The sequence below is a fragment of the Streptomyces sp. NPDC126510 genome, from assembly GCF_040302345.1.
GTDB lineage: Bacteria > Actinomycetota > Actinomycetes > Streptomycetales > Streptomycetaceae > Streptomyces.
The window spans coordinates 1-24,126 of record NZ_JBEORR010000051.1 but is presented as its reverse complement, the minus strand read 5'-3'; the positions used below and the strand labels follow the sequence as shown (position 1 = coordinate 24,126).

General features: G+C 65.5%; 22 protein-coding genes. 11 read left to right on the top strand and 11 right to left on the bottom strand.

Annotated elements, in window-relative coordinates:
* The first annotated feature begins 338 nt into the window (after positions 1–338).
* Positions 339–551: a hypothetical protein gene (locus tag ABTX60_RS40410; protein WP_143173140.1), complete on the top strand. Its 213-nt coding sequence runs from the start codon at positions 339–341 to the stop codon at positions 549–551.
* A 42-nt stretch (positions 552–593) separates the two neighbouring features.
* On the opposite strand, the gene ABTX60_RS40405 is transcribed toward ABTX60_RS40410, so the two are convergent.
* A complete protein-coding gene (locus ABTX60_RS40405) occupies positions 594–2,651 on the bottom strand; it encodes a DEAD/DEAH box helicase (protein WP_178377376.1) in 2,058 nt (685 codons plus the stop codon).
* Positions 2,652–3,116: 465 nt separating this feature from the next.
* Here ABTX60_RS40405 and ABTX60_RS40400 point away from each other — a divergent pair, with 465 nt between their 5' ends.
* A complete protein-coding gene (locus ABTX60_RS40400; RefSeq protein ID WP_081377648.1) occupies positions 3,117–3,800 on the top strand; it encodes a recombinase family protein in 684 nt (227 codons plus the stop codon).
* Between the two features lie 158 nt (positions 3,801–3,958).
* Here ABTX60_RS40400 and ABTX60_RS40395 read toward each other — a convergent pair whose 3' ends face one another.
* From ABTX60_RS40395 to ABTX60_RS40385, 3 genes are read right to left on the bottom strand one after another with little or no spacing between them, the layout of a single operon-like run.
* Positions 3,959–4,810 (bottom strand): ThiF family adenylyltransferase, encoded by an 852-nt coding sequence (locus tag ABTX60_RS40395; protein ID WP_073513681.1) that lies wholly within the window; start codon positions 4,808–4,810, stop codon positions 3,959–3,961.
* On the bottom strand, positions 4,803–5,651 hold the full coding sequence (locus tag ABTX60_RS40390; RefSeq protein ID WP_350834927.1) for a lysophospholipid acyltransferase family protein: 849 nt from the start codon (positions 5,649–5,651) through the stop codon (positions 4,803–4,805). Before ABTX60_RS40390 ends, ABTX60_RS40395 begins: the two co-directional genes overlap by 8 nt.
* Positions 5,652–5,655: 4 nt before the next feature.
* Positions 5,656–5,862 carry a hypothetical protein gene (locus ABTX60_RS40385; RefSeq protein WP_073513679.1) on the bottom strand — a complete coding sequence of 69 codons (207 nt, stop codon included), beginning with the start codon at positions 5,860–5,862 and terminating at the stop codon, positions 5,656–5,658.
* Positions 5,863–6,178: 316 nt separating this feature from the next.
* On the opposite strand from ABTX60_RS40385, the gene ABTX60_RS40380 reads away from it, so the two are divergent.
* The 5 genes from ABTX60_RS40380 to ABTX60_RS40360 all read left to right on the top strand — a co-directional run bounded on the left by ABTX60_RS40380 (position 6,179) and on the right by ABTX60_RS40360 (position 12,775).
* Positions 6,179–6,562, top strand: coding sequence for a hypothetical protein (locus ABTX60_RS40380; RefSeq protein ID WP_073513678.1), 384 nt, complete (start codon positions 6,179–6,181; stop codon positions 6,560–6,562).
* A gap of 308 nt (positions 6,563–6,870) precedes the next feature.
* Positions 6,871–7,533 carry an RNA polymerase sigma factor gene (locus ABTX60_RS40375; protein ID WP_125053153.1) on the top strand — a complete coding sequence of 221 codons (663 nt, stop codon included), beginning with the start codon at positions 6,871–6,873 and terminating at the stop codon, positions 7,531–7,533.
* Between the two features lie 19 nt (positions 7,534–7,552).
* On the top strand, positions 7,553–8,197 hold the full coding sequence (locus ABTX60_RS40370) for a hypothetical protein (RefSeq protein ID WP_073513676.1): 645 nt from the start codon (positions 7,553–7,555) through the stop codon (positions 8,195–8,197).
* Entirely contained in the window at positions 8,194–11,319 is a 3,126-nt protein-coding gene (locus ABTX60_RS40365) for a CHAT domain-containing protein (RefSeq protein ID WP_125053151.1), read from the top strand. The genes ABTX60_RS40370 and ABTX60_RS40365 overlap by 4 nt, the downstream gene beginning before the upstream one ends.
* A 520-nt stretch (positions 11,320–11,839) precedes the next feature.
* Complete coding sequence (locus ABTX60_RS40360; RefSeq protein WP_238587940.1) at positions 11,840–12,775, top strand: tyrosine-type recombinase/integrase; 936 nt, start codon at positions 11,840–11,842, stop codon at positions 12,773–12,775.
* A 157-nt stretch (positions 12,776–12,932) separates the two neighbouring features.
* Here the strand turns inward: ABTX60_RS40360 and ABTX60_RS40355 are convergent, their stop codons facing one another.
* From ABTX60_RS40355 to ABTX60_RS40330, 6 genes are read right to left on the bottom strand one after another with little or no spacing between them, the layout of a single operon-like run.
* A complete protein-coding gene (locus ABTX60_RS40355; protein WP_050655197.1) occupies positions 12,933–14,312 on the bottom strand; it encodes a dihydrolipoyl dehydrogenase family protein in 1,380 nt (459 codons plus the stop codon).
* Positions 14,309–15,211: a cytochrome c biogenesis protein CcdA gene (locus ABTX60_RS40350; protein WP_050655198.1), complete on the bottom strand. Its 903-nt coding sequence runs from the start codon at positions 15,209–15,211 to the stop codon at positions 14,309–14,311. Before ABTX60_RS40350 ends, ABTX60_RS40355 begins: the two co-directional genes overlap by 4 nt.
* Entirely contained in the window at positions 15,211–15,741 is a 531-nt protein-coding gene (locus ABTX60_RS40345) for a TlpA family protein disulfide reductase (protein WP_050655199.1), read from the bottom strand. Before ABTX60_RS40345 ends, ABTX60_RS40350 begins: the two co-directional genes overlap by 1 nt.
* A 39-nt stretch (positions 15,742–15,780) precedes the next feature.
* Entirely contained in the window at positions 15,781–16,539 is a 759-nt protein-coding gene (locus ABTX60_RS40340) for a hypothetical protein (protein ID WP_134999797.1), read from the bottom strand.
* Complete coding sequence (gene merT / locus ABTX60_RS40335; RefSeq protein WP_350834922.1) at positions 16,520–16,840, bottom strand: mercuric ion transporter MerT; 321 nt, start codon at positions 16,838–16,840, stop codon at positions 16,520–16,522. Before merT ends, ABTX60_RS40340 begins: the two co-directional genes overlap by 20 nt.
* A complete protein-coding gene (locus ABTX60_RS40330; protein ID WP_350834920.1) occupies positions 16,837–17,169 on the bottom strand; it encodes an ArsR/SmtB family transcription factor in 333 nt (110 codons plus the stop codon). Before ABTX60_RS40330 ends, merT begins: the two co-directional genes overlap by 4 nt.
* A 179-nt stretch (positions 17,170–17,348) precedes the next feature.
* On the opposite strand from ABTX60_RS40330, the gene merA reads away from it, so the two are divergent.
* The 3 genes from merA (at position 17,349) to merB (ending at position 20,038) form a co-directional block, all read left to right on the top strand.
* Positions 17,349–18,785, top strand: coding sequence for a mercury(II) reductase (merA, locus tag ABTX60_RS40325; RefSeq protein ID WP_050655202.1), 1,437 nt, complete (start codon positions 17,349–17,351; stop codon positions 18,783–18,785).
* 37 nt (positions 18,786–18,822) lie between these two features.
* A complete protein-coding gene (locus ABTX60_RS40320; protein ID WP_238587942.1) occupies positions 18,823–19,254 on the top strand; it encodes a MerR family transcriptional regulator in 432 nt (143 codons plus the stop codon).
* Between the two features lie 142 nt (positions 19,255–19,396).
* On the top strand, positions 19,397–20,038 hold the full coding sequence (gene merB / locus ABTX60_RS40315) for an organomercurial lyase MerB (RefSeq protein ID WP_050655203.1): 642 nt from the start codon (positions 19,397–19,399) through the stop codon (positions 20,036–20,038).
* Between the two features lie 73 nt (positions 20,039–20,111).
* Here merB and ABTX60_RS40310 read toward each other — a convergent pair whose 3' ends face one another.
* Complete coding sequence (locus ABTX60_RS40310) at positions 20,112–23,141, bottom strand: Tn3 family transposase (RefSeq protein ID WP_050655204.1); 3,030 nt, start codon at positions 23,139–23,141, stop codon at positions 20,112–20,114.
* Positions 23,142–23,363: 222 nt separating this feature from the next.
* Here ABTX60_RS40310 and ABTX60_RS40305 point away from each other — a divergent pair, with 222 nt between their 5' ends.
* Positions 23,364–23,735, top strand: coding sequence for a hypothetical protein (locus ABTX60_RS40305; protein WP_351642795.1), 372 nt, complete (start codon positions 23,364–23,366; stop codon positions 23,733–23,735).
* The last annotated feature ends 391 nt before the right edge of the window (positions 23,736–24,126 follow it).

Genomic DNA, 24,126 nt, shown 5'->3' with positions numbered 1-24,126 from the left:
GTCTCTAACAATCTAGATTGTTAGAAATAGGTCTTTATCAGTACTTTCTCGAGAATTTCAGATCGGTCCGGTATCTCGCGGATCGGACCGATCTAGAAGGCACTTCAGCGCTTTCACTATCGGCGCCTGTGCTTTGACCTTCCGCTGCACGAGCGGATCAGACTCGGTGCGGCACTCGTGCAAACAGATACCCAGATTTAGGACACCAGAACGGCCGGTATTGCGCTGCGCGGTGACGGTGGCACGTCTGAGGGTGATCCTGGTGGGCGGCCAGGTAGGTATCGACGGCCCAGCGCGGAGTGTCAATACGTTAACGCGACTTACTCCAGCGCGCTGAGTTGTTTTCGGAGAAGTTCCAGATCTATTCGGGCGCGGTCGAGAATCTCAGTGGCCGCGCCCGGGCAGTACCTGATCTCCTTGCCGTCCTCAACAATGACGAGGTGGGTATCACCGGCAAGTATGTAATGCGCCTGCTTGCCAGTCCGGTGCGCTGCGCATTTACGTTGATGGTTTGTTCGGGGCGTTTCAACTCGGATGTGTCGCAGGACTGATTTGACGGGCATTTCAACTCCTATCTGCTTATTCGCTGCGGCTCAGTTACGTTGATCGAGTTGGATTCTCAGTGAATCCCGAACTGAATCAGCGATTTCGTCCAGGCGATCGAAGATGCTGGTCATCTGTTCGTGTGACCATTCACCGCGTGTCCCGTTGGGCATACCAATTTCCTGATTGATAGCAGCAGCGACACGACGAATCGCGATGACGGAATTGTGCTGTCGCGGACCCGGACTCACGACCATGAGCTGGTGACCGCGAGGTGGCAGCTTCAGATCTGCCAGTACACGGTTGGCAACTGATTTTGTGCGCTCGTTGACACGGGTCTTGGCTGACTGGCGGGCACGCTGCGGCGAGACCGGGATCGATTGCGGAACTTGCACTTCTGCAGCTGCCTGTTGCGCGAGTAGGCGTTCACGGAGCTGGTCTCGGCTGACCAGGTCACCCAACTTCAGCCCGGGCGCAATGTCCTTGTCGAGCATCTCGTCCAGCACTCGGTCATCGGAGGGGTCGAGATAGGTCTGTTCAACGAAGCGAGTCAGAATCTCGCTGTCGACCAGCATTCCACCATCGAACCGGCGGGCGCGTGGACCGCTGTTTTCGCCCTCCGCATCGTTGTCAGTCTGTCCGTCAACCCAAGAGTGAACGAGTGCTTGATCATCAAGGTCAAGCTCTCGAAACTCAGACCAACGAGCGTCGTTGTTCAGCCCGACGTGCGAAACTATGTGGCCTTGATTGTCAGGATGCTCGGGAGCGGACTCCTGGACTACGCGCATGACTCGGCCGACGAACTGAATGTACGGGGCAAGACTGCGGAAGGGTCTGAAAATGGCTGCGACGCTAAGTCGTGGATGATCGAAGCCTTCGCCCAGCATTTGAACCTGCACGATGCAGTCAAGTTGGCCTCGCCGCAGCCGTTCGATGACGGCGTCTTGGCTGTCGGGGTCCATCCCCGAGTGAATCTCAGCGGCCCGGTAGTTGCACTCGTTGTAAATGCTGGCAACTTGTCGGGCGTGGTCGACTGAGCATGCCGCGGCGATGATTTGATGCTGGATACCTGTTTGTGCCCGCATGCGCTCGCATTGCTGGATGCTGGTCTCGACGATGTGACGGTTACATTCGGGGCTAAGCGCAACGCCACGGCGGAACCACGCCTCTTCTCGCAGCTCAAGGACTTCTTCGAGAGTATGGCGGCGGTTATCGTCGGAGTAGTTAAAGTAGATTTCCGACGGCGCGACGTTGCGGGAGTGGATCTGCTTGATGTAGCCGTTGACCATCGCTCGAGTGAACGGGTAACGGTAAACGATCTCGCCGTGGAGTTGCTGCTGATCAGAGCGGAACGGTGTCGCCGTCAGACTGACGACCTTCGCATTGGGAAACCGACGGAATACTTTCTGCCAACTCTCTGCGGCGGCGTGGTGACCTTCGTCGACGAGAATCATGTCAAAGAAATCTTCGGGGAACTGGGGAAGCCAACGGTCGGCTTGACTCGCCAACTGCTGGATGTTACAGACAACGAAGTCGCTTTCGATCGCGTCGTGGAGGTTGGCATTCGGTCCGTCGAGCACGGCCATCCAGGGGCCAGCCGTGAAGTCAGACAGCACCCGAAACTTGGTCCAGAAGCATTGTGGACTGGTGACATCGACGGCGTCGGCGACGCCTTTTCGAATCGTAAGGTTTGGCGTGATTACCAAGACTCGCCCTTGGGCTATGCCGAAAGGCAGTGTGGCCATGATGCCGGTCTTTCCGCAGCCGACCGGAATCTGCACGATCGCAGGACTCCTGTCGGCCGAGAAATGTTCCCGGACCGCTCGGTGTGCTTCGCGCTGCGGTTCCCGCAGGGATGCGTTAGCTTCGACATCAGCGTTCGCTGTCGCGAAGACGCTGCTGTCAGCCCCGCTCGCTGCGGCTTCCTCGGCGCGTCGGTACTGCAGCCGAAAGGGTTCAAGGTCAGCTTGGCGGTAATAGCGGTAATTGCTTCCAGGTCGCCTTACCGCGCTCAGCGTTCCATCACGATCCCAGCGCCGAAGGGTCTGCGCGGAAACTCCCACGTAGGAAGCAGCTTCGGCAACTTTCAGAAAATTTTCATCAGACATAAGCAAAACCATACAACATTGCACAAGTCTAACAACATTGTTCATAACCTATTAGTGCTCACAACATTCAGAATAATGAGTCGAATCCAACCCAAAATGCTTCTAGGCGGAGCGGGTTTGCACCAGTCACAAGCTCGCGCAGTGGCAGAGAAACTATGGGGCGGAGCCTTGCCAGAAATGCAGACATTGGCGCGGATATCGCGATGACCGCATCTCTAGTTTGGCCGCGACGTCCGACGCAGAGTCCTGCGGCTGACATAGAAAACTTCCCGATCCTTCCTGATCTCGCCGACATGAGGAATCGCCGCAAACCTATCTGCGCACAGTCTCATTTCCTTGGTTCTGGGACGGACACGCGGCCGGCGGCCCAGATCGGATCACCCCAGCTCATGATGTCCTAGAAGTTAATTCCAAAACATCGTGTCGGAAAATCGAGACGGGAACAACTTTCGGTACTCTCCGGGCATGGAGTTGGGGTATGCGCGGGTGTCGACGACCAAACAGGAACTCGACCGGCAGATCGACGCCCTCAGTAAAGCGGGGATCGACCCGGCGAATATCTACGTGGACAAGAAGTCCGGCGCCACCACCGACCGCCCCGGGCTGACCGCACTACTTGAGTACGCCCGCGACGGCGACGTCATCGTCACGCACACACTCGACCGGCTAGGCCGGAACGTGCGCGACACTCTCAACCTGATCCACGACCTGCGAGAGCGTGGGGTCGGAATCCGTAACCTGGCCGACCCGATCCGGATCGACTCGAGCAACCCGGATGATCCGATGGCCCAACTCGCCGTCGTGCTGCTCGCGCTGTTCGCGCAGATGGAACGCACTTACACCCTCGAACGCGCCGCCCACGCCAGGTCGGTGGCGACAGCGAAGGGTCGGCGCACCGGCCGCCCGTCGGTGGTCAGCGAGTCCCAGCTCGCCCACGCCCTCCAACTGCGCGACGCTGGCGCCACCACCGCCGAGATTACCTCCAAAACCGGGCTAACCCGATCCACCCTCTACCGCCACCTGCCACCGCGGCCGGACGAGCAGGTCACCGCCACCGCACCACTCCAACGGTTGAGACCACGGACCGAAAATCCCACTCCTGCAACGGAAGTAGCCGCACTGACCCTCGCGCCGCCGACGATCGGCTGAGGCGCCGACGGACGACGGACGACGACCTGCCCGTCACGATCCGCAGATGGATCGAGACCCAAGGGTGAAATGCGGACCTTGATCTGTTGTGTGCCAATCACTCTCGACTAGTTAAAGCCGTCCCCGGCATCGAAACAACACGACGACAACCGCCTTGTTCAGCCGACCGATCGACCAATCGAGGCGATGGCCGCAGAAAGATAGAAGCGCACCCGCGACGGGCGCAATGTCTTCGCCTTGCCTGTCCGTGCATCGAAGTGGTGGACACGCGGAGCCGATGCCGGCGGGCGTCGGCCAACCAGAAGCGATATGGCTGTCGTCGAAACCACCGCGGCAGAGAGTTCGACGGCCGGAGCCACAGCGGGCGCTTCCAAGTGCCCCTGCTCGACGTGGGCGAGCACGTCCATACCGATGTAGGCGGGAATGCTCAATACCCACCGCCAGAGGGGGACACTGACTCGTCTCGATGCCAGGTCATCAAAGGTGACGGTGGGGGCCAAGCCGAGAAGCCGCTCGAAGCGATTTCCGTCCGGAGGGATCACTGTGTGCCACACCCCGAATCCGATCTCGACGGCCAGAACGACAGATACGGAGGCGCCGCGTGCCGTTCGAGCCAGCCGAAGCCCCACATCGGGAACGGTGTAGTCGGTGCCGTCGATCACCAAGTCCGACGAGGCAACCAAGTCCTCGACATTGTCCGGGGTGATTCCTTCTCGAACCACCTCCACGATCGCGCCGGTGCCGATCCCTCGGCACAGTTCGGCGACGACTTCGGCCTTGTTTCGGCCCAATGTGGCGGTCGTGGCAGCGGCTTGCCTGTTGAGGTTGGTGACCGAGAAGGTGTCCGGGTCGGCAAGCACGAGTGTTCCGACTCCGAGTCGAGTCAGGGTCTCAGCGACCCGTCCTCCCACACCACCGACACCCGCCACCAGTACCCGTGCCCCGGCAAGTCGATTCTGCTCGGAATCCGAGATCAGGCCGCGATTCCGCGACAGCGGGGACTCAGACATCATGACGAACGCGGGTGTGGGCGGGCGGCAGAATGTCATGCGAGGCGAGCGTCCAGGTGAACGGCCGGCGGAAGTACTCACCGAACGATGTGGTTCCTCCTCGAGCATTATCGGCCTCGGTCAGGGATGCGGCGATGCTACTGACTCTGACGAGCGCGGCCACGTTGTAGGTGTTGTATACCCACCGCGGTTCCGAGACGACTTCCACCGGAAGTCCGAGGACCTCAAGCGCGGCCAGGAACGGTTCCTCGACCTCCATGTAGGCGTACTCGTAACCACGTTCTTCTGCGAGATGCATGAGGGCGCGGTAGAAGCCGAGTGTCGCGAACGTCTTGCGGAATGGCTCGAACACCGCTGTTCCAGAGATTTCACAGGAGTAGTGGGGTACCTGGAGGTCGAACTGCGTGGTGACCTGAAGGGTGTTCATCCCGCCTTCGATCATCCGGCAGCACCCCACGGGCTGGCCGGCGGCGTCGGAGGCCAACAGGTGGATTGAGTGTTCGTCGTACTCGTCGGTGAACACTCCGATGCCTGGATTTATGCTGTCGGACTCGATGAACCCGGCCTCGAGGTACAACTGGGTCCGGATTTTTTTCCACTGGTTGAAATCGTCACTACCAGGATCGGCGATCCGATAATGGAACATGGGGATCATACGGGTTTTGTCCTCTCTCGTGCCGCGTTCGACGGAAGGCGGGGTGTAGACGGTGGAAACCCCGCTGCGCGGTCGAATGACGCGGGGCCGGGCTGTCCCCGGGCTGTCCCCGGGCGACGACCGAAGGCCGTCGTCGATGTTGACGGCCGAGCTGGCGGTCGGGTTCGGGATCTGACCGGTGACCAACCAGTCAGATCCCGGCCAGCCCCGCGCGCCGCAGCTGCGCACGGGTGTTAGCTAGTGACCGGAACTCACCCGGGGTGCCGGCCACGGTGACCGGGCGGAGTGCGCGGTCCGCCGGGTAGACGTAGAGACCGTGCTTGCAAGGCCGGTACGACCACCCTGCGGTAGCGATCGCCTTGATCACGGTGTCCCATTCACGGCTGCGTTTGGTCATCGCTGTTCTCCCCGTTCGTCCTCGTCGCCCATGCAGGAAAGGACGAGTGAGGGTTCGATTGAGGTTCGCGGACCGCGCGGGGTGATCCGTCTGCGGGAACCTCGGTCAGGCGATGCCGACGGACTCCCGCTGCCGGAGGCAGCCTCTGACACAGATCGCACCAAGGCGCGCAACGGGTGTCGCTCAGCGCAGGATGCGCACGGATCGGTGTTCATGACGGCGGTGGGCTTCCCGCTGCGCGAACCGCACGGCACCGTCACTCGTCACCACTGCATGTACGGCCCGCCAACAGCAGGCCCCACCGGCAGGAGAGACCATGACCACCACCGCCACCGCACAGACCGCGGCACCCACCCTGTGGGCCACCATCGTCAAGCGGATCACCCTCGCCACCATCGCCGTCGCGGTGCTACTCGGCGCCACCCTCGCCGCCACCGGCACCGCCTCGGCGGCGACCCCCCGCTGCGGTGACGGCCGCTGCGTCATCTACCTCGACAAGCAGGAGACCCGAGACTTGGGCAACGGCCGCGCCCCGAAGCTCCCCGGTGGCCTGCCCTGGCAGATCAACGTCAGCTACACCGCGCTGGCCAAGGGCCACCAGCTGATCGCCCGCCAGTACGCCAACCGCGGCTGGTGCTCCGCGTTTCTGATGTCCGTCCGCCCCTGGGAGAACCAGGGTTACACCGGCTACAAGTGCTGACCCGGCAGTAAGACCCCCGGACGCCGGGGCCGGTCGCACTCTGTTGCGGGGTGCGACCGGCCCGGGCCGTGCACCGGTCCGCCCGTGCTGCACACCGCAGCAACCGCTCTTACGCACCATCCCCGTCGCGAACCCGAACGTGGCATCAGTCGTCAATACCTGGAGAGCCAGGGGCAGTGCCGGTGAATCGGCATGCACACGGCGAACCGAGTTCATAATTCATCCGTCACTACTGACACACCACGCAAGCGACCGACATCGAACACAGACCCCGCAGAAACAGCGTGGGCGTACGGAGGAGCGGATACATGGACGACCCCCATCAGCCAGACCCGACGTCAGGTTTCCCCCGAGTGCTTCCCCGGACGGGGAAGCATTCGCAGATCGACCGCGCCTACATCGAACTCGTCGGAGAGCCGCAGAGGGACCTCCTCGCCTTCGCGATGACGCACGCGCTCAAGCTGACCCGCGGCAACCGGGCCGACGCCGAGGACCTCGCCCAGGACGCATACGTAAAGCTCATCGGATACACCTTCACCCGACCGGTCAACGGACGGGCCTTCCTCACGCGCGTGCTGACCAATCGGCACATCGACCTGTATCGGCGGCGGCAGACACAGAAGGCTGTTCTGGGGGTCAACACCGGCTTCGAAATCGCCCTCGACGACCTCTCGTCCGACCACGTCACCCGCGACGTCGCCGAGGGAGTGGTGTTCTCCACCGAGATCCGTGTCCACATCGGAGTCGTGATCGACTCCTACCCCGACGCTGAACAGCGCCCCCACCTGTGGGCCCTGCTTGACCTCGACGACGGTGACCTCCGGCCCCTCGAGCAGGTCGCCGCCGTTACCGGATTGAGCCTGTCAAAGGTCAAGAAGCTCAGCTCGTGGCTCAAGACCCGACTGCAGGCCGCCTTGGCTGAGCTGGCCCCGAATCGACCGTCGACCGCACCCGACGCCCCCACCCTCTAAAAAGTAGGAAGAGACAACGATGACGAACTTCGACAACGACCCCGGACGTCTGGCTGCCGAGGCCGAGGCGTTGCTGGCGCTGATCGACGCCGAGCTGCACGCCGACGACCCCGACCACACTCTGATGCCTTCCGACGAGGAACTGCTGGCGATGACCGAGCGAGCTTTCACCCGGGCCAGCGCGATCGTCGAGGCACAGGAGGCCATCGGGGACGCCCGGATCGACGACGACACCCTCGCCGATGTCCTGGCGACCTGGACCGCCGAACTTGGACTGGTGTCCTCGACCCGCGCGGCCGCGACCGCCGACGAGGGCCGGCTATGGAAGGTGCGGGTGACCGACCCCGACCTGGTCACCGCGATCCTCGGCGTCGACGCGGTCGGCCCACTGTCGCTGACTGTATCCGATACCCCGGTGGCGGACGGGACCGCGGTGAGCGTGACGTTGCCGCTGCGCAGCACCCCTGACCCAGGTATCACGCTCCTCGCGGTGATCGACTACGGCGACGGTGCCCGCATCCGGATTCCGCTGTACCAGGTCGATCGTGGTGAGGCCGCCGCGCAGATGGGTCTGGCCGAGCTGTCCGGCAAGGCGATCCTGCCTGCGAGCATCGAAGCCACCCACCCGGTGCTCACCCTCTCGGTGCTGGCCGGCCCCGCGTGAGCATCGACGCCGCGCCTGGCGCCACCTGGGGGGAGGTACTCGACCAGGCCCGCACGGGCACCGATCCCGACCGCGCCGAATCCCTGCTGACCGCGATCATCGCCGCGGCCCTGGCACTGTCCCCGGAGTCGATCCACGAACGTCGCGTCGGCGGGTTCCCGCCCGGCGTCCCGAGTAAGAGCATCGTCCGCTCCGCCGCACAACTGCTGCTCGACCTCACCTCCGTGTCCCACACGGCGCGATCGCACGTGCGACGGGCGCTGGCGTGGACGCAACTCCTGCGATTCCCGCAGCAGAAGGTGGTCACCGCTGTCGCGCCCGGAGGTGAAATCATCCAGGCTGTCGAAAACTGCCGGCATGCACTCACCGAACTCGGCGACCACGGCGACCCTGTCGATCGGGCCATCGTGGAAATCCAACTCGCCCGATACCTCCGCAGGGTGAATCAGCCGCACGACGCCATCGCTGCCCTGACACACATTCAGCCGGGTGACCGCCAGATCGTCGGCGACGAGGTACGACCTCGAATCCTCCGCGAAGCACCGTTTCTGGGTGACTTCCTCGTCGAGAAGATCGGATTCAAACGCGCAGAGTTGCTCTGCAACGCGTACCGCGACGTCAGCCTCGTCGAGCATTCGATGCGGCAGGTCGAGATTGCCCGCGAACACGCCCGCCGATACGCCGATGCCGACCCAACCAATTTCACCTATACCTGGCTGTTGGAAGGGCATCTGCACCGCCGCAGTCGAGACGTGCACGCCGTACTGCGGATGGAGAAGAAGTCCAGGGACCTGGCGGCGCAGTACCCGCAGTCCTCGACTGCCCGGCGTCATGCCAATACCCAGGCGAGCGCGAACGCGGACCTGTTCCAGGACTTCAGCCGAGCACAGGAGTTCCGCTATCAACGGCTGCAGAACCGTCTGAAGGACGATCTCGGGATAATGTTCGAGGGGCAGCCGTCGATCGAGGAATTGATGGGTTGCGTGGCGCACTACCGTCAGCTCAACTCGAAGGCCGCGATCACCTGGCTGGGGAACATTGCCTGGGCCATCACCTCCGGCTACGTCCGATCGGGTGACACCGCCGTGGATCCACAGATCAGGGCCTACGCGGAAGGCCTCCTGGATGTGGCGGAAGCGGCGTGGGATGGTTTCGCCGGAAATGGTGTCAGCTCGCTTCTCTACGGTCGAGCACGGTTGGCCTTGATGTCGGGTGACGCCCCGACCGTCGAGTTGACCACGGACCTGCTGACCGCGAGCCGCAATGCCTACCAATGGGCAACGGCCCAGAATGCGCTCACCTCCGCAGTCCGGCATGGGGTGGCCGGCAGCGACGAGGTACGTCATCGCCTCGACGAACGGCTCGCCGAGTTCGATCTAGGAACGAGTTACGTCGCCCACGCGAAAACCCTTGGCCTGTCAGCGGAGTGGTGGTGGCGCGCCGCCGCCACAGGCATCGACATCGACTGGGTGCGGGTCGAGACCGAAGCCCTCACCGCCACGGAGATGCTACGTATCGAGGGAGTGAGCCTGGCCCCGGAATCGGAGGCGACCGCGTGGATGGCCGCTGCCCGCGCGGTGGCCGAGACCACACCGGATGAACAGACCGAACGATTGCGACGGCTTCTACGCGGGATCGGGTGCGTCACCGAACTGATGCTCACCATCGCCACCACCATCGACCGCCGCCGGATCGCGGAAAAGTTCGCCGCCTTGTTCACCGACGCGGCTGATCTGGCTGTCACCCTGGGCGATCACGAGGCGGCCGACCTGATCATGGAAGCCGTCCGGCGGGACCGGGTGGGCCTGCTTCTGGCCGAGTTGGCCCGCAACCGCGACGTCGACACCAACATCCGGGCCGCGGCACTGGCCGTGCAGGACGCCGGCTCTGCCACCGTCGACTTGAGCGGCACGAACCCCGACGAGGACACCAAAGGGAAGGAGAACGGGCGAGGGCTGCGGGGCCGATCCAACGAGATCGCCGTCGATCGGGCCGCCGCAGTCAAGGCCGCCGAATCGGTCCTCGGCCCCCTGTCGGCTCTGGCCGACTCGTCCCATCTCTACACCGCCACCGCCACCGCTGTTCTTGACCGCCGTGGCCTGACCGCCGTCCCCACCGCCGTCCTCCAGCTCCTCCCGCTGTCTCGCGGTACCGACGCAGTCGGCTCCGGCGGTGAGTGGGTGCCGTTACTGCGAAGGGTCACCATCTCCATTTCCGGAAGGCCCACGGAGCAGTTCACCGATCGAGTCGAGGTCGCCCGGCTGACCCTCGACCTGCATCCCGGCGACGACGACACGTTCGAATGGCGGGAGAACTACACCCCTCGGCTGCTGCCGCAGCCGTTGATCGAACTGCTCGCTGCCACCAATCCGGAAGCACCGATACGGCTGATGATCGTGCCCACCGGGTTCTTCCACATCCCTTTCGACGCCCTCCCAGTCACCGCCGACACCGCTGTCCTCGACCACGCCCTGGTCAGCATCCACGGCTCACTGACCAGCGCCCTGTCGCTGATGGCACTCGACGAACAGCGGACCCCGACCCCCTCGCTGGCCCTCTACGACCACACTCTCACCCACGCCCGGCCCGAGCTCGACACCTTGCTCGCCGCCCTCGACGGAGTCCGGCGGGTCGAGTCACACCAGGATCTCGACCTCGAGATGTCCGTCGACGGCGCGCAACCGTATTCTCTGCTCGCGATGGCTGTGCACGGCAGCGCCGACGAGCACGGCTGGGGGCAGGCGAAGAAGCTCCGCGACGCCGACGGAAACACCGTCTGGGTCACCGCCGCCCAAGCCCTCAGCTGGACCGTGCCCCGGTTGTGTGTACTGGCCTCCTGCAACACCCCAATCAGCGCACCCGACGGCATCGAGATCGGAGGCTTTCCCCTGGCATTGATGCTGCGCGGCGCGACCACCGTCATCGGTGGCCTCTACAACATCGACGACAAGGCCACCAGCGCGATCATGATCGCCTTCTGGAACCGTCTCGCCGCCGGCGAGACCGCCCTGGCCGCGTTGCGTCACGCCAAACTCGACTACCTGCAACAGCATCCAGATCACCGGCACACCTGGCCCGAGTACTGGGCCGGGTTGACCGTCTACGGCGCACCGAACACCTGACCGGCTGCGGAACCGGGCGGTGTGCCGCCTGCGAACCGCGCACCGGCGCCGGCAGGTCTCGCGTTGGCCACCACCGGCACCGCCCACGCGAATCCGCCCCGGTCTGCGTCACGGGGTAGGGGTGGTGCGGCCCGACCCGCTACGGATCGCGATTATCGACGATAGCGATACCCGCCATGCCGGTGCCTCCGGGAACCAGTTCTACTGCATAAGTAGATAATTCGAAGAAATAGCTCTCCACTTCGCGACATGACAGCTTGAGCCGAGCCCGCGATCCACGTCTCGAAGTGCTTGGGCAGCGACACCGAGGGGTGGACCCCCACAGCCGAACCGCACCGCTCCCTCAGCCCGATTTAGGGGGTCGAGGAGCATATCCGCCCGATCCGGCGCTAAGGAGTTACCGCAGACAATGGCCTATTATCTGCGGTAACCTCGATCGCGACCAGGCGCTTCACCCCGCTCCGAACGCGGTGACTCCGTAAATTATCTGCGGTAGCGCCGATCGGGCTTCAATGACCGGGTGGAAGGACTGACAGTGGGGCAGGTGCGGGCGTTGCCGGTGCGGGGGGTGCGGTTGAAGGACGCGGTGGATCAGTACCTGTCGACCATCCCGAGCGTCAACACCCGACGCGGGTACGCCGTCGCCCTCAACCAATTGGTGCGCGACTTCGGCGCCGATTCGGATGTGGGACTGCTGGAGGCCGAGCGGGTCGGTGGCTGGTTCACCTTCAAGTGGGGCGGCAGCTCGGCACAGACGTTCAATGTCCGCCTCGCCTCCTTGCGTGGGGCGTGCGAGTACTGGCGGGCACAGGAGTGGCTCCTCGGCGATCCCGTCGTCCGGCTGGTGCCGCGCAGAGTGGCCCCGGACCATTCCCGGGCGATGACTCGTGACGAGGTCACCGGGCTGCTTGCGCAGGATGTGCCGCTGCGGGAGCGGGTGTTGTGGACCATGCTGTACGAGACCGCCGCCCGAGCCGACGAGCTGTTGCTGCTCGACATCCCGGACCTGGACACGGCGAACCGATGTGGCACGGTCACCCGCAAGGGCGGGGCAAGAGATGTGGTCGCGTGGCAGACCGGGACCGCGCGGCTGTTGCCGCGGTTGCTGGCGGGCCGGAAGAAGGGGCCGGTGTTCCTGACCGACCGGAAGGCGAAACCCGGTGTGGCCGTGGACGATATCGACCCGTCGACCCTTCGCGGGCGGTTGTCGTATCGCCGGGCGCTGGAATTGTTCGAGACACACACCGCTGACTTCACCCGCGGCCCCTTCACGCTGCATCAACTTCGCCATAGCCGTTTGACGCACGCCGCGGAGGACGGGGCGTCCACGCCGATGCTGATGCGCATGAGCGGCCACACCTCGGTGCGGTCGCTGGCTAGGTACGCGAACCCGTCGGCCGAGTCCCTGATGCGATGGCAGGCCCAGACCGACCCCGCCGCCCGCCGGCGGCGATGATCCGTGAAATGTACTGGTGTGACGGTGAACTGGCACACCGCAGGGCGGCAGACGCGTCGCCGCAGACCGGATTCCAGTTCGCCCCGGATAACAGCGTGTTATCCGGGGCAGTCGGAGTTCTGCATCACCCGATAGCCGGGCGATGCTCGTGGGGTGTCTATGCCCCGATTTCGCGGTGGACGCCGCCGGCCGCGGTGTTGACCCCTTCGGCGAGGGTGGGGTGGACGTGGATGGCTTGTGCGAGTTGGGTGTAGGTGGCACCGGTGGTCATCGCGATGACGGCTTCGTGGACGAGGTTCCCGCCGTCGGGTCCGGCGATGTGACAGCCCAGGATGGCATCGGTGGCGGCGTCGGCGACGAACTTGACCAGGCCACGGGTGTTGCCGATGGCGCGGGCTTTCACGACGCCGGTGAAGTCCTGGCGGCCGATGAGGACGTCGTAACCCGCTGCGCGGGCGGCGGGTTCGGTGAGTCCGACGGATCCGACTTCAGGGTCGGTGAACACCGCGTGCGGAACGATGCGACCGGCGGCGGTGCGGTCCTGTCCGCGGTAGGCGCTGCGGTAGACGATGTCGGCGTCGTCGCGGGCGGTGTGGGTGAACATCGGCCCGCCGCGCACGTCGCCGATGGCCCACACGTCCTCGGCGCTGGTGTGCAGGGTGTCGTCCACGGTGAGGAAGCCGTGCGAATCCGGTTGCAGGCCAAGATGTTCCAGGCCGAGGCGATCGGTGTTGGGGGTGCGGCCCGTGGCGATGAGTAGGTGGCTGCCCTTCAACTCGCCGGGTTCGGTGCCGGTACAGCCGATTCGGATGTCACCGGCAGTGCCGGTGGCGTGGGTGCAGGTGGTGCCGGTGAGCACGGTGATGCCGTCGGCGATCATGCCGTCGGTGACGGCGGCGCTGATGTCGGGGTCCTCGCCCGGCAGCAGCCGCTCGGCCCGTTGGATCAGGGTCACGGCGGCGCCGAATCGCCGGAACATCTGGGCGAATTCGCAGCCGACGTAGCCGCCGCCGACGACGAGCAGGTGGGCGGGCAGGTCGGTGAGGTCGAGCAGGGTGCGGGAGGTGTAGTAGGGCACCGTGTCCAGGCCGTCGATGTCCGGGAGGGCGGTGCGGGTGCCGGGCGCGAGGACGATGCGGTCGGCGGTGAGGTCGGTGCCGTCGATGGTGAGGCGGCGTGCTCCGGTGAAATGGCCTGGCGCGTGGTAGAAGTCGATGCCGTCGGATTTCTCGACGGCTCGGTAGGAGCCCGAGCGGATGGAGTCGACGAGCTGGTCTTTGCGGGCGACGACAGCGGCGAGGTCGACGGTGACCGGGCCTGTCACGAGGACACCGAATTCGGCGGCGCGGCGGGTCTGATGGGCGACGGTGGCGGAGGCGATCATGGTTTTGGTGGGGATGCAGCCGCGGTTGAGGCAGGTGCCACCGAGGAGTTCCTTCTCGACGAACGCGACGCGGCCGTGGCGGGCGGCGCGCAACGCGAGGGGCAGACCGGCCATGCCGCCACCGAGGACCAGGGTGTCGTAACGTTCGCTCATTGCTGCTGCCTTTCCTCGATCGGGGTCGTGGCGGGGGCGCAGCAGTCGACGGAGCCGGGTGCGGTGCCGCGGCGGCGGGTGCGGGTGTAGTGCGCGAGGACGGCGACAACGGTGGCGGCCACGGCCAGCGCGGTCACGGTGGTGACCAGGGTGGTGTGGGTTTGCAACCAGTTGCTGACGGTAGCCGACCACGTAGTGGATCCGCTGGAGTTCCCGGTGGTGTGGCCGGTCGCGGCGGGTAGCCAGTACCAGATCAGGTAGGCGCCGGTGGCCGCCAGTACGAGGGCGGTGATGCGGGTGCCGTAGCGTGCCAGGACCGCCAGCCGGCGGGTCAGTGCGGTGCCCGCGGCGGCGGTGGCGAGGGCGACCAGCAGCAGGATCGTGGCGGCCCCACCGGTGTAGGCGGCGAACACCGCGGTCAGCCCGCCCCATCCGGCGGTGGCCTGGGCTTGCGCGATCACGGCCAGCAGCACCCCGAACGTGCACGACAGGGACGCCGCCGCGTACCCGGCGCCCGCGGCCATCATGCCCGCGGTCGTCGACGCCGCGGCGTGTCGGCGGGTGCGGGCGGGCAGGCGCAGTCCGAGGCTGCGGCCGGTGAGCATGAGCAGGCCCAGCAGTACCAGCACGACTCCGACGGCCAGGCCGAGCCTTGGGGCGGCGCTGATCAATATCTTGGCTCCGGCGCTGATGGCCAGGCCGGCGGCGGCCAGGGTGCCGGCGAATCCGACGGTGAGCGCGGATCCGGCGCGCAGGGCACGTCCCATGCGGATCGGCAGGGGCGCGGTGGTGGTGTCGCCGAGTGTGTGGGTGATCCAGGCGGGTAGCAGTGCGAATCCGCACGGGTTGACCGGGGCGAGCATCCCGGCGGTGAAGGCCAGCGCGAGGAGCCCGCCCATCAGGCGGCCCCGGCCTTGCGCAGTGCGTCGGTGATCTGGTCGGTGGACGGGTCGGTGGCCCGGTAGCTCACCTTCCCGGAGGGGTCGATCACCAGCAGCGTCGACAACGCGGCCACCGAATACCGTGTGGTCAGGGTTGCGCCGGTGTCGATCACGGCGGGTATCGCCTGGGTGCCGGTGTCGGACTGGAACCCGGTGACGGTCTGCGCCGATTCGCCCGGATTCATGTCGACGAGCACGAACGACGCTGCACTGCCGAGCTTTTCGGCCGCACCCGCGAGCGCCTTCGCGCCGCCGACGCATGCCCCGCAGCCGACGGAGAAGAAGAACACCGCGGTCGGTTTCTCACCGGGCACGCTCACGGTGCTACCGGAGACGGTGGTGAACTGGGCGGGTGCGCTCGTGCCGGTGGGTGCCCCGGGGGCGGGCGGTGCGGAGTTGTCGGTGCTATTGCAGGCGGTGAGCATCAGCGCGGCGGTGAGCGCGAGCGCGGCGGCGGCGGTGCGGCGGGTACGCAGCAAAGGGGTCATCGGAGGATACGGGCCTTCCGTGGGTGGGGTGGGGGTAGTTCAGGTGCTCGGGTGGGCGTGGGCCGGGGGATGGTGCACGCCGGGCAGGGTGCGCGGTGCCAGCAGCAGGCCGCGGTCGCGGGCCAGCCCGTGCATCACCGCGGCCAGTGCCAGGCCCATGGCGATGTGGGCGAGCAGGGTGTCGGCCACGTACGGGTTCCAGGCGCTCGCGTATTTGCCGGTGCCGAACGCGCCGAGCATGGGTGCCATCGGGGGCAACAGCATCATGCCGACCCACACGACGAACACCGAGAACGCCACCGGACCCCACCAGCGGGTGCGGCCGAACACGATGGAATACACCAGCGCGAAAGAGATGCCATTGAAGAAGTGGTAGACGATTCCCAGCGTGTAGGAAGCCAGGGTCGGGGCGGCCATGTGGTCGGCGCCGGTGATCATCGCACCGAACATCGTCGGCTCATCGTCCGACAGGTATCCCAGGTGCACGCCCGCAGAGCGGACGACCTCGAGGGCGGCGGTCAGCGCGATCCCGCCGAGGACGCCGACCGCGATCCGGTTGGCCAGCCGCGGGTATTCCGCGAAATGGGCGTAGCCGCCGATGGCGAAGACCAGCAGCATGCCGGGCAGCCCGATCGCCCAGAACAACACCTGCATCGAGGCCAGGCCGCCCCTGGTGGTCGCAGCCACGATCAGCAGCGACGACAGGCCGCCTGCGGCCAGCGCGAGCAGCGTCAACACGGTCTCCCGCACGCCCATCGGGGTGTCGGTCGGCGTGGTCTCAGTATTCGAGGTGGTCATGGCGCACGCTCTCGAGGTGGTGATCGCCCGGGGCGGCGGGCCCGTCCGCACCCGGTGGTGTCGGGCAACACCGGGCGGCCTTGCCTGCGGCGCGCCGCCGCAGGGTGTAGCCGACGGCGGCGGCCACGACCAACAAGCCGGCGCCGAGCAGCCACGGGCTGGTCAAGACGCCACCGAGACCGGCGAGCACACCACCGGCGATCAGGGCGGGACCGGCACAGCACACGACCACCGCCAGCGCCCCCCCCCCCGCGACCGCGAGCGGCCCGGCGACACCGCCGGAACGCTTGGGCGCGTTCATCGTTGGCCTCCGTTCTCGCCCGTGGGGATGCGGGTGCAGCACTCGAGGGCGGCGGCGTTGTCGGCAGCCAGCGACCGGGCCAGCATTACCAGGTCCGCCACCCGTGGGTCACCGACCGAGTACCGCAGCTTCTTGCCGTCGCGGCGCGCGACCACATACCCGCAGTCGGCGAGGCACGACAGATGTATCGACACCCGTGGCTGCGAGATCCCCGCATGCTCGACGCAGTCAGCCGAGGTGCGCTCACCGGCCAGGATGAACTCCAGCAGTTTCAATCGCGTCGGATCCGACAGGGCGCGAAAGAACTTCGCCGTCGTATCCAGATGCATACACGCCGTCTCACCACCAGAGACGGTGAGGTCGGCGGTCGTAGACCGGGGCATAAGGATCGCCTCCACAAATGGGGTTGAACTATTCGTGTAAACGCATAGTATGGTGCCGGTAGATATTCGTCAATACGAATAGCAGCCGTGGATGGTTCACCGGTTGCCCGACCAGGAGGCCCCTTGTGACCCCGACAGATTCCCGCGCCGATCTGGCGATCATCGGTTCCGGATCGGCGGCGTTCGCCGCCGCCATCGCGGCGACAAACCTCGGCAAACGTGTCGTGATGGTGGAGCGCGGCACCGTCGGCGGCACCTGCGTCAACGTCGGGTGCGTGCCGTCGAAGGCGCTGCTGGCCGCCGCCGAGGCCCGCCACACCGCCGCGGCGGCCGGCCGGTTCCCCGGGCTCACTGCCGCCACCGTGCCGGTCGACTTCGCCGACCTGATTGCGGGTAAGGACGCGCTGGTAGAGCACCTGCGGACCGACAAGTACGTCGACCTGGCCACCGATTACGGGTGGGAGATCGTGTCCGGCACCGCAGTATTCGACGGGGCGCCCGCGACGCCAGCGCTGCGAGTCGAGTTGACCGGGGGCGGCACCCGGGTCATCGAGGCCGACCACTATCTGATCGCCACCGGCGCTTCGCCCTCGGTACCGCCCGTGGCCGGGCTCGCCGAGGCCGGATACCTGACTTCGACCACAGCCATGGACCTGACCACCCTGCCGGAGTCGCTGATCGTGCTGGGCGCGGGGTACGTGGGACTGGAACAAGCCCAGCTGTTCGCCCGCCTGGGCAGCACGGTGACGGTGATCGCTCGCACTCGGCTGACCTCCGGTGAGGAACCGGAAATCTCGGCCGCGCTCGAGGCCGTCTTCACCGACGAGCACATCGATGTGCACACCGCCACCACCGTCGAGAAAGTTCTGGCCGTCGACGGGCACAAGGTGATGACCGTACGCACCCCCGGCGGCAACTCCACCGAGCTGCGGGCCGAGCACGTGCTCATCGCCACCGGCCGCCGCCCCAACACCGCGGGCCTGGGCCTGGAGTCGGTCGGTGTCACAGTCGACGCCGACGGCGCGGTCGTCATCGACGATCACCAGGCCAGCAGCAATCCGCGGATCTGGGCCGCCGGGGACGTGACCGGGGACCCGCAGTTCGTGTACGTGGCCGCCGCCCAGGGCACCCTGGTCGCCGACAACGCCCTCACCGGCGCAGACCGGACCCTGGACTACACCACCGTGCCGCGCGTGACGTTCACCAGCCCCGCGATCGCCTCGGTCGGACTGACCGACGCCCAAGCAGCCCAGGCCGGGCTGGCCTGCCAGTGCCGGGTCCTGGACTTGGCGTACGTGCCGCGGGCACTGGTCAACCGCGACACCCGCGGCCTGGTCAAAATCATCGCCGAGCAGGGCACGGGCCGGATTCTGGGCGTGCACGCACTCACCGACAATGCCGGAGACCTGATCACCGCCGCCGGCTACGCCATGACCGCGGGCTTGACCGTGCACCAGCTCGCCCACACCTGGGCGCCGTATCTGACCATGGGCGAAGCATTGAAACTCACCGCCCAGACCTTCACCACCGACGTCACCAAACTCTCCTGCTGTGCAGGCTGAACGCGCACGCCCACCCCACGCGAAGCCGGGAACACCCATGGACACGACAACACGGACGATGACGATCGGGGAATTGTCCGCGCGCACCGCGGTGCCGGTGAAAGCGTTGCGCGAGTATACCGACCTCGGGCTGATCTGCACCCTGGGCCGCAGCCCGGCCGGGTACCGGCTCTACACCGACGACGCCCTGTGGTGCGTGCGGTTCATCGGCGAGCTCCGCGGGCTCGGGCTCACCATCGCCGAAATCCAGCACCTCCTCACCGCCGGCGGTGACACCAGCGGCCGGTCGGTCGGCACGCACCTGGCCGAGCTGCTGCACCGTTCCCGGCAACGACTCCACGAGCGGATCGGCCACGCCCAGCAGATCCTCGACCGCATCGACGAATTCGAAACAACACACAGCGCGCATGTGACCGCCGACGACCTGTGTTCAGTGGGCGATCTCTGCGGATGCGACCTGCGGGCTTGACCCTCACCCCGGGGACAGACCCTACCGTCGAAGCCACCCCGCCAAGTCACCCGGCGCACACCACCGAAAACGCTGTGGCCCTGGACGTTTCCCCCAGATACCGGCCTGCCCCGGGTCCGAACCAGACAAGGAGCCCACACTCATGAACAGCCCGATCCAGCAACTCGCCGACCGTCTCAACGACACTCTCGGCACCGCTCATACCCAGCCCTGGCTGTGGCCGTCGCTGCTGCGGCTGCTCGCCCACGGCGAACCCGTAACCCTCGACCAGCTCGCCACCGCCACCGGCCGCAGCGCCGAGGAGATCCGCCACGCCCTACAAGCCATGCCCGACACCGAATACGACGAGCACGGCCGGATCATCGGCAGCGGCATCACCCTGAAGCCCACCCCGCACCGCTTCGAGACCGGCGGCGCGACGCTGTACACCTGGTGTGCCCTGGACACCCTGATCTTCCCCGCCGTCCTCGGCCGCACCGCCCAGGTAACCTCCCCCTGCCACACCTCCGGCACCCCGGTACGGCTCACCGTCGAACCCGACCGGGTCGCCCACCTCGACCCGGCCACCGCCGTCGTCTCGGTCGTCACCCCCGACGCCCCGGACTCCATCCGCACCGCGTTCTGCAACCAGGTCCACTTCTTCGCCAGCGCCGACGCCGCCCGAGGGTGGCTCGACACGCACCCGGGCGCCACCGTCCTGCCGGTCGTCGACGCCTACGCCCTGGGCCGCCCACTGACCCAGCAACTGTTGACAGGCGACACCCCGCCCAGCTGCAGCTGCTGACCCGACCCGCCGGCCACCCGAAAGCCTGGACATGACAGAACGGGTCGGTCTGTCCAGTGAGTTCCGAACGTGCTCAGTCGTCCTTGTCGGGGGCATCGGGATCGCGCAGGGGCCGGTGGCGGTCGCCGAAGTCGGGCAGGTGGAAGGCATAGTGGCCGTCGATGCCGATGTGGGCGCGGATGAACGCCGACAGCCGCTGCGCGTCGGTGTCGAGCACCGGATAGCCTTGGGCGCGTAGCTGTTCCAGAGCGCGGTTGGTGTAGAACGTATTCCACAGAACCGTGCAGTTGAGCACCAGCCCGAGCGCGGAGAGCTGATCTTCCATGCCCTCGTAATAGGTGCGGGTCATCTCCCCTTTCTTCCCGTGGTAGATGCGACGCCCCAGGTCGTGGCGGCCCTCGGTCAGGTTGGCCTGGGCCTTGCCTTCGCGCCGATACGGTTCGTCGTCGGCCAGGCGCAGGATGTGCAGGGTTTTGAAGATCCGCCCGTAGTGCGCGATCCCTTGGCCCAACGGGGTGGGGTTCCCGTCACGGGAGATCATGCGGGTGACGTCGTGAGCGGAGACCTCACACTCATGGATCGACACCGCGACCCGGCACATATCCTCCCAGTGCGCGGCGATTTTTCCTGTGTCGATTCGCCCCCGTGCGGCCTGGTTGAGCGGGCCGTAGTCGGCGCCCTGGTCGAACCGCCACAACCGCTGATCGGGCAGGTTCGCCAACTGCGGCCGATACCGCTTGCCGATCAAATGCACCAAACCGAACACGATGTCGGAATAGGAACCGGTATCGGTAATGATGGCCTCGGGCCGGCGGCCACCCTGCTGAAGCTGCACGACATCGATGAAGTTCAACGAGTCGCGTGGCGTGCCGGACACCACCTTGGCCGCCAGCCCGGCGGACTGGTCGTTGAGCATGTTCAACCAGGTAATACCCCGTTTACGGCCGAAGTACTTCGGGTTCGGTCTCGCATGGATCGTGCGGACCGGAACCACGAACCGCATGCCATCGACCGAGGCGAGCAGCCCACCACCCCACAGCTGCGCCAACTCGATCTCGGCTTGGGCCTTGACCAACTCCACGTTGGCCGCGGTCAACGTCTCCAAACGAACATAATTCTGATCGACGTGGTGCAGGCGGTCACGAGTCAGCGCGTCCACACCGGGGCTGGTCACCGGCTTGAAACCCACATTCATCGCATGCGCGCACAGCACCGCGGCGACCGACAACCCCAGATCGGCGACGCGGGCACCATTTCCCGAGGCGTGGGTGAACGACTCGGCGAACCCGGGCACCCACGACATGACTTCCAGGACCAGCTCGGGCAGGTCGACCTCGGGCACCATGGCCTGGACCCGCCGGCGCAGATCCACCAGCGACGGCGGATCCGGCTCCGCCTTCAACGAGGCGACATGCAGACGGCCATCCTCATCGACCGTCGCCGGACCGTCGCTATCGAGCCGCGCGACGACCTCACGGTAGGCGGTGTCCACCGCGGCAGCATGCTCGCCGAGCAACGAACCCGGATCATCGGGCAGGTTCAACGCGTTCATCCCGGCCTCACGGGAACGTTCCCACGCGGGCCCGGCCAGCAACTGGGCTCGCGGGTCACGCCATCGCGTCGAGTGCGGGGCAAAGATGTTGCGGTGCTTGAGATGTCGATGGAACTGCTCGAGCAGGCACAGCGTGTAGGCGGCCCGGTCGACAGTTTCCGGTGGGCGGCCCTCGCGATAGACCAGCCGCTTCCACCCGCCACCGATGAGATCGTGGTCGACCTGACGAGCATCGAGCCAGCTCGCGGACAGTTTCGACTTCGCCGACATCAACTCGGCGAGGGTCTTCATCGCCGCCAGCACCGCCGCACCGTCCGCGGTGGCCCCGAACACCACGGTGCGCATCATCGGTGGCAGGAACACCCGGACCGTGGCCAGGCGCCCCGCCAACTCTTCCAGGCGCTGCTCGTTCAACTCGACGTCATCCACCGGAACCAGCTCGTCGATCACCGCGACAGCGGCACGGAGCTCGCTCTTGGTCGCGGTGTTCTCGATCAGATCCCACATCATCTCCAAGCTCAGGTCCGGTTCGACCTCGGTCATCTCCAACAGCACCTTCACCGCCGCGGCGAGCTTGCCCGCATGACGCGACACCCGCGGATACCGGCGCAACTTCTCCTCACGCGATTCCCGCTCGGCCTTCGACATCAGATCCGTGACCATCAACAGGTCGAACAACTCCAGCACGTCATCGGTCGCTCGGCCCGACAGCACTTTCACCGTGGCCACCATCACCGCCACCCGATGCTGGCGGGGCTCGAGGCGCCGCAACGCAGGAGCCTTGCTCGACAATCCATAGGTGGCCAGACCAATCACCCGGCGCTGCGGAACCATCGACACATCCAGGGACTGCCCTCCCACCGCGATAAGCTCGGCGAGGCGGTCCAATGCCGCCAGCATCCCTTTGGAACTGGTCCGGAACACGCCCCGGCGAAGCCGTTCCAGCTCGCTGACACGGCGCTTGCCCTCGGGCGCGGTCAGCAACGCCAGCAGCGCTGAAGCCGAACCGGCGGTCAGTTGATCGGTCAGCTGACCCCACAACCGCTGATCAGCGGCCTGGCGACCCTCGGTGACCAAACGTTCCAACGTGCGCAGACCCGGCAGCAACGCCTGGCGTTTACGTAGCCAGTCGACCGCGCCGGCGAACATCGCTTTCGGTCCGTCGCCGGTCACCCACGCCTGGTCGGAGACCCACGCCGCCAACTCCGACTCGACCTCGCTGTACGAGGTCAACCCGTACTCGCGCTGGATCTCCCAGGCATGTTCGAGTTTGGTCTTGTCCCGCTCGGTGTACTGCTTCACACACGAGGAATCCTCGATACCCAACTGCTCGGCGAGATATTCGACCAGCTCCGGGGGCACGTCGAGCGGATCGGCCAGGAACATCCCGAGCTGCCGGACCGTCACGACCTGAAGCGCGAACCCTAACCGGTTGTAGTCCCGCCGCCGACCCGCGACCAGCTTCCGGTCTTCGTCATCGAGGTAGAAGAACCGTTCCAGCTCAACACGGGACAACGCCCCGAACCGGCCGTAGCCGCCCTCATCGGTCACGCCGACATGAAATCACCTACAGCCCAGCACCGCTCGATGTTTCCGTGCTTAGCGCCGGATTGGGCGGATCTGCTCCCCGACCCCCGATTTAGCCGAAACCCGACAGGTCCGCGAGACACGGTTCGGAACCCGTACCGCATTAACAAACCAATCAGTTTCATCATATTATTTATCTTGTGATATGATAAACCCGCTAAAGAAACATTTAAGGAAGAGGATAAAATGGAATATTCAAATATCGATGATCTCAAGTCAGAAGTAGACCAACTTGGGCTCGTAGTGGCCTCACTACAAGACTTGAGGGAAATGCTCGACTACCGGAAGCTTGGACCGCGCGTCCTAACTGAAGTAGGTACAACTTTGGCGGGAGTTGGTCTCGGGTACTACCCCAAGCAGACCATCGACAGCAACCCGCAGCCGCGACAATGGGAAGAAGTGCGCATATACGCAAAGAGTTCGGCTGTAGGGAAGGTGATCGACGCAGTTCTCGAACCGGGAGCATCGAACGATACTTTCCTTCTCGAAGTTGCCGATGCAGACGACGCGAAGGCTGCTGAGATCCTCGATCAGATCCGCACACTCATCGACGGTTAGATAAAAGAGCTTAGGCGCCGTGATCGCGACAGTTCCTTGCCGCCGGATGGGGACTTCCGCTATCGAACCGGAGGACGGATTTCATGCTTCGAAATACCCACAGAGCTGCGGACATCGGGTCCGGCCGCGAAGTTCGGTTGCGTTCTCCACTCCCACATAAGAAGTGCGGCGACACAGCACTGCTACCCAGGAAATGATCAAAACCCCGGTGACATGCACATAGTGCAGAGGCCGATCCGGGGTCTTCGATAATAATCCTACAGCACTTCCACATCAAAGCTCTACAGAACCGCCGGAGTGAGATGCCCAACCGTTCCACAGCCCTGATCCAGAGCCTGAATACACTGCTCACTCCCGAACGCCTCGCACCGTACAAGGCCGCGGCCGGAGA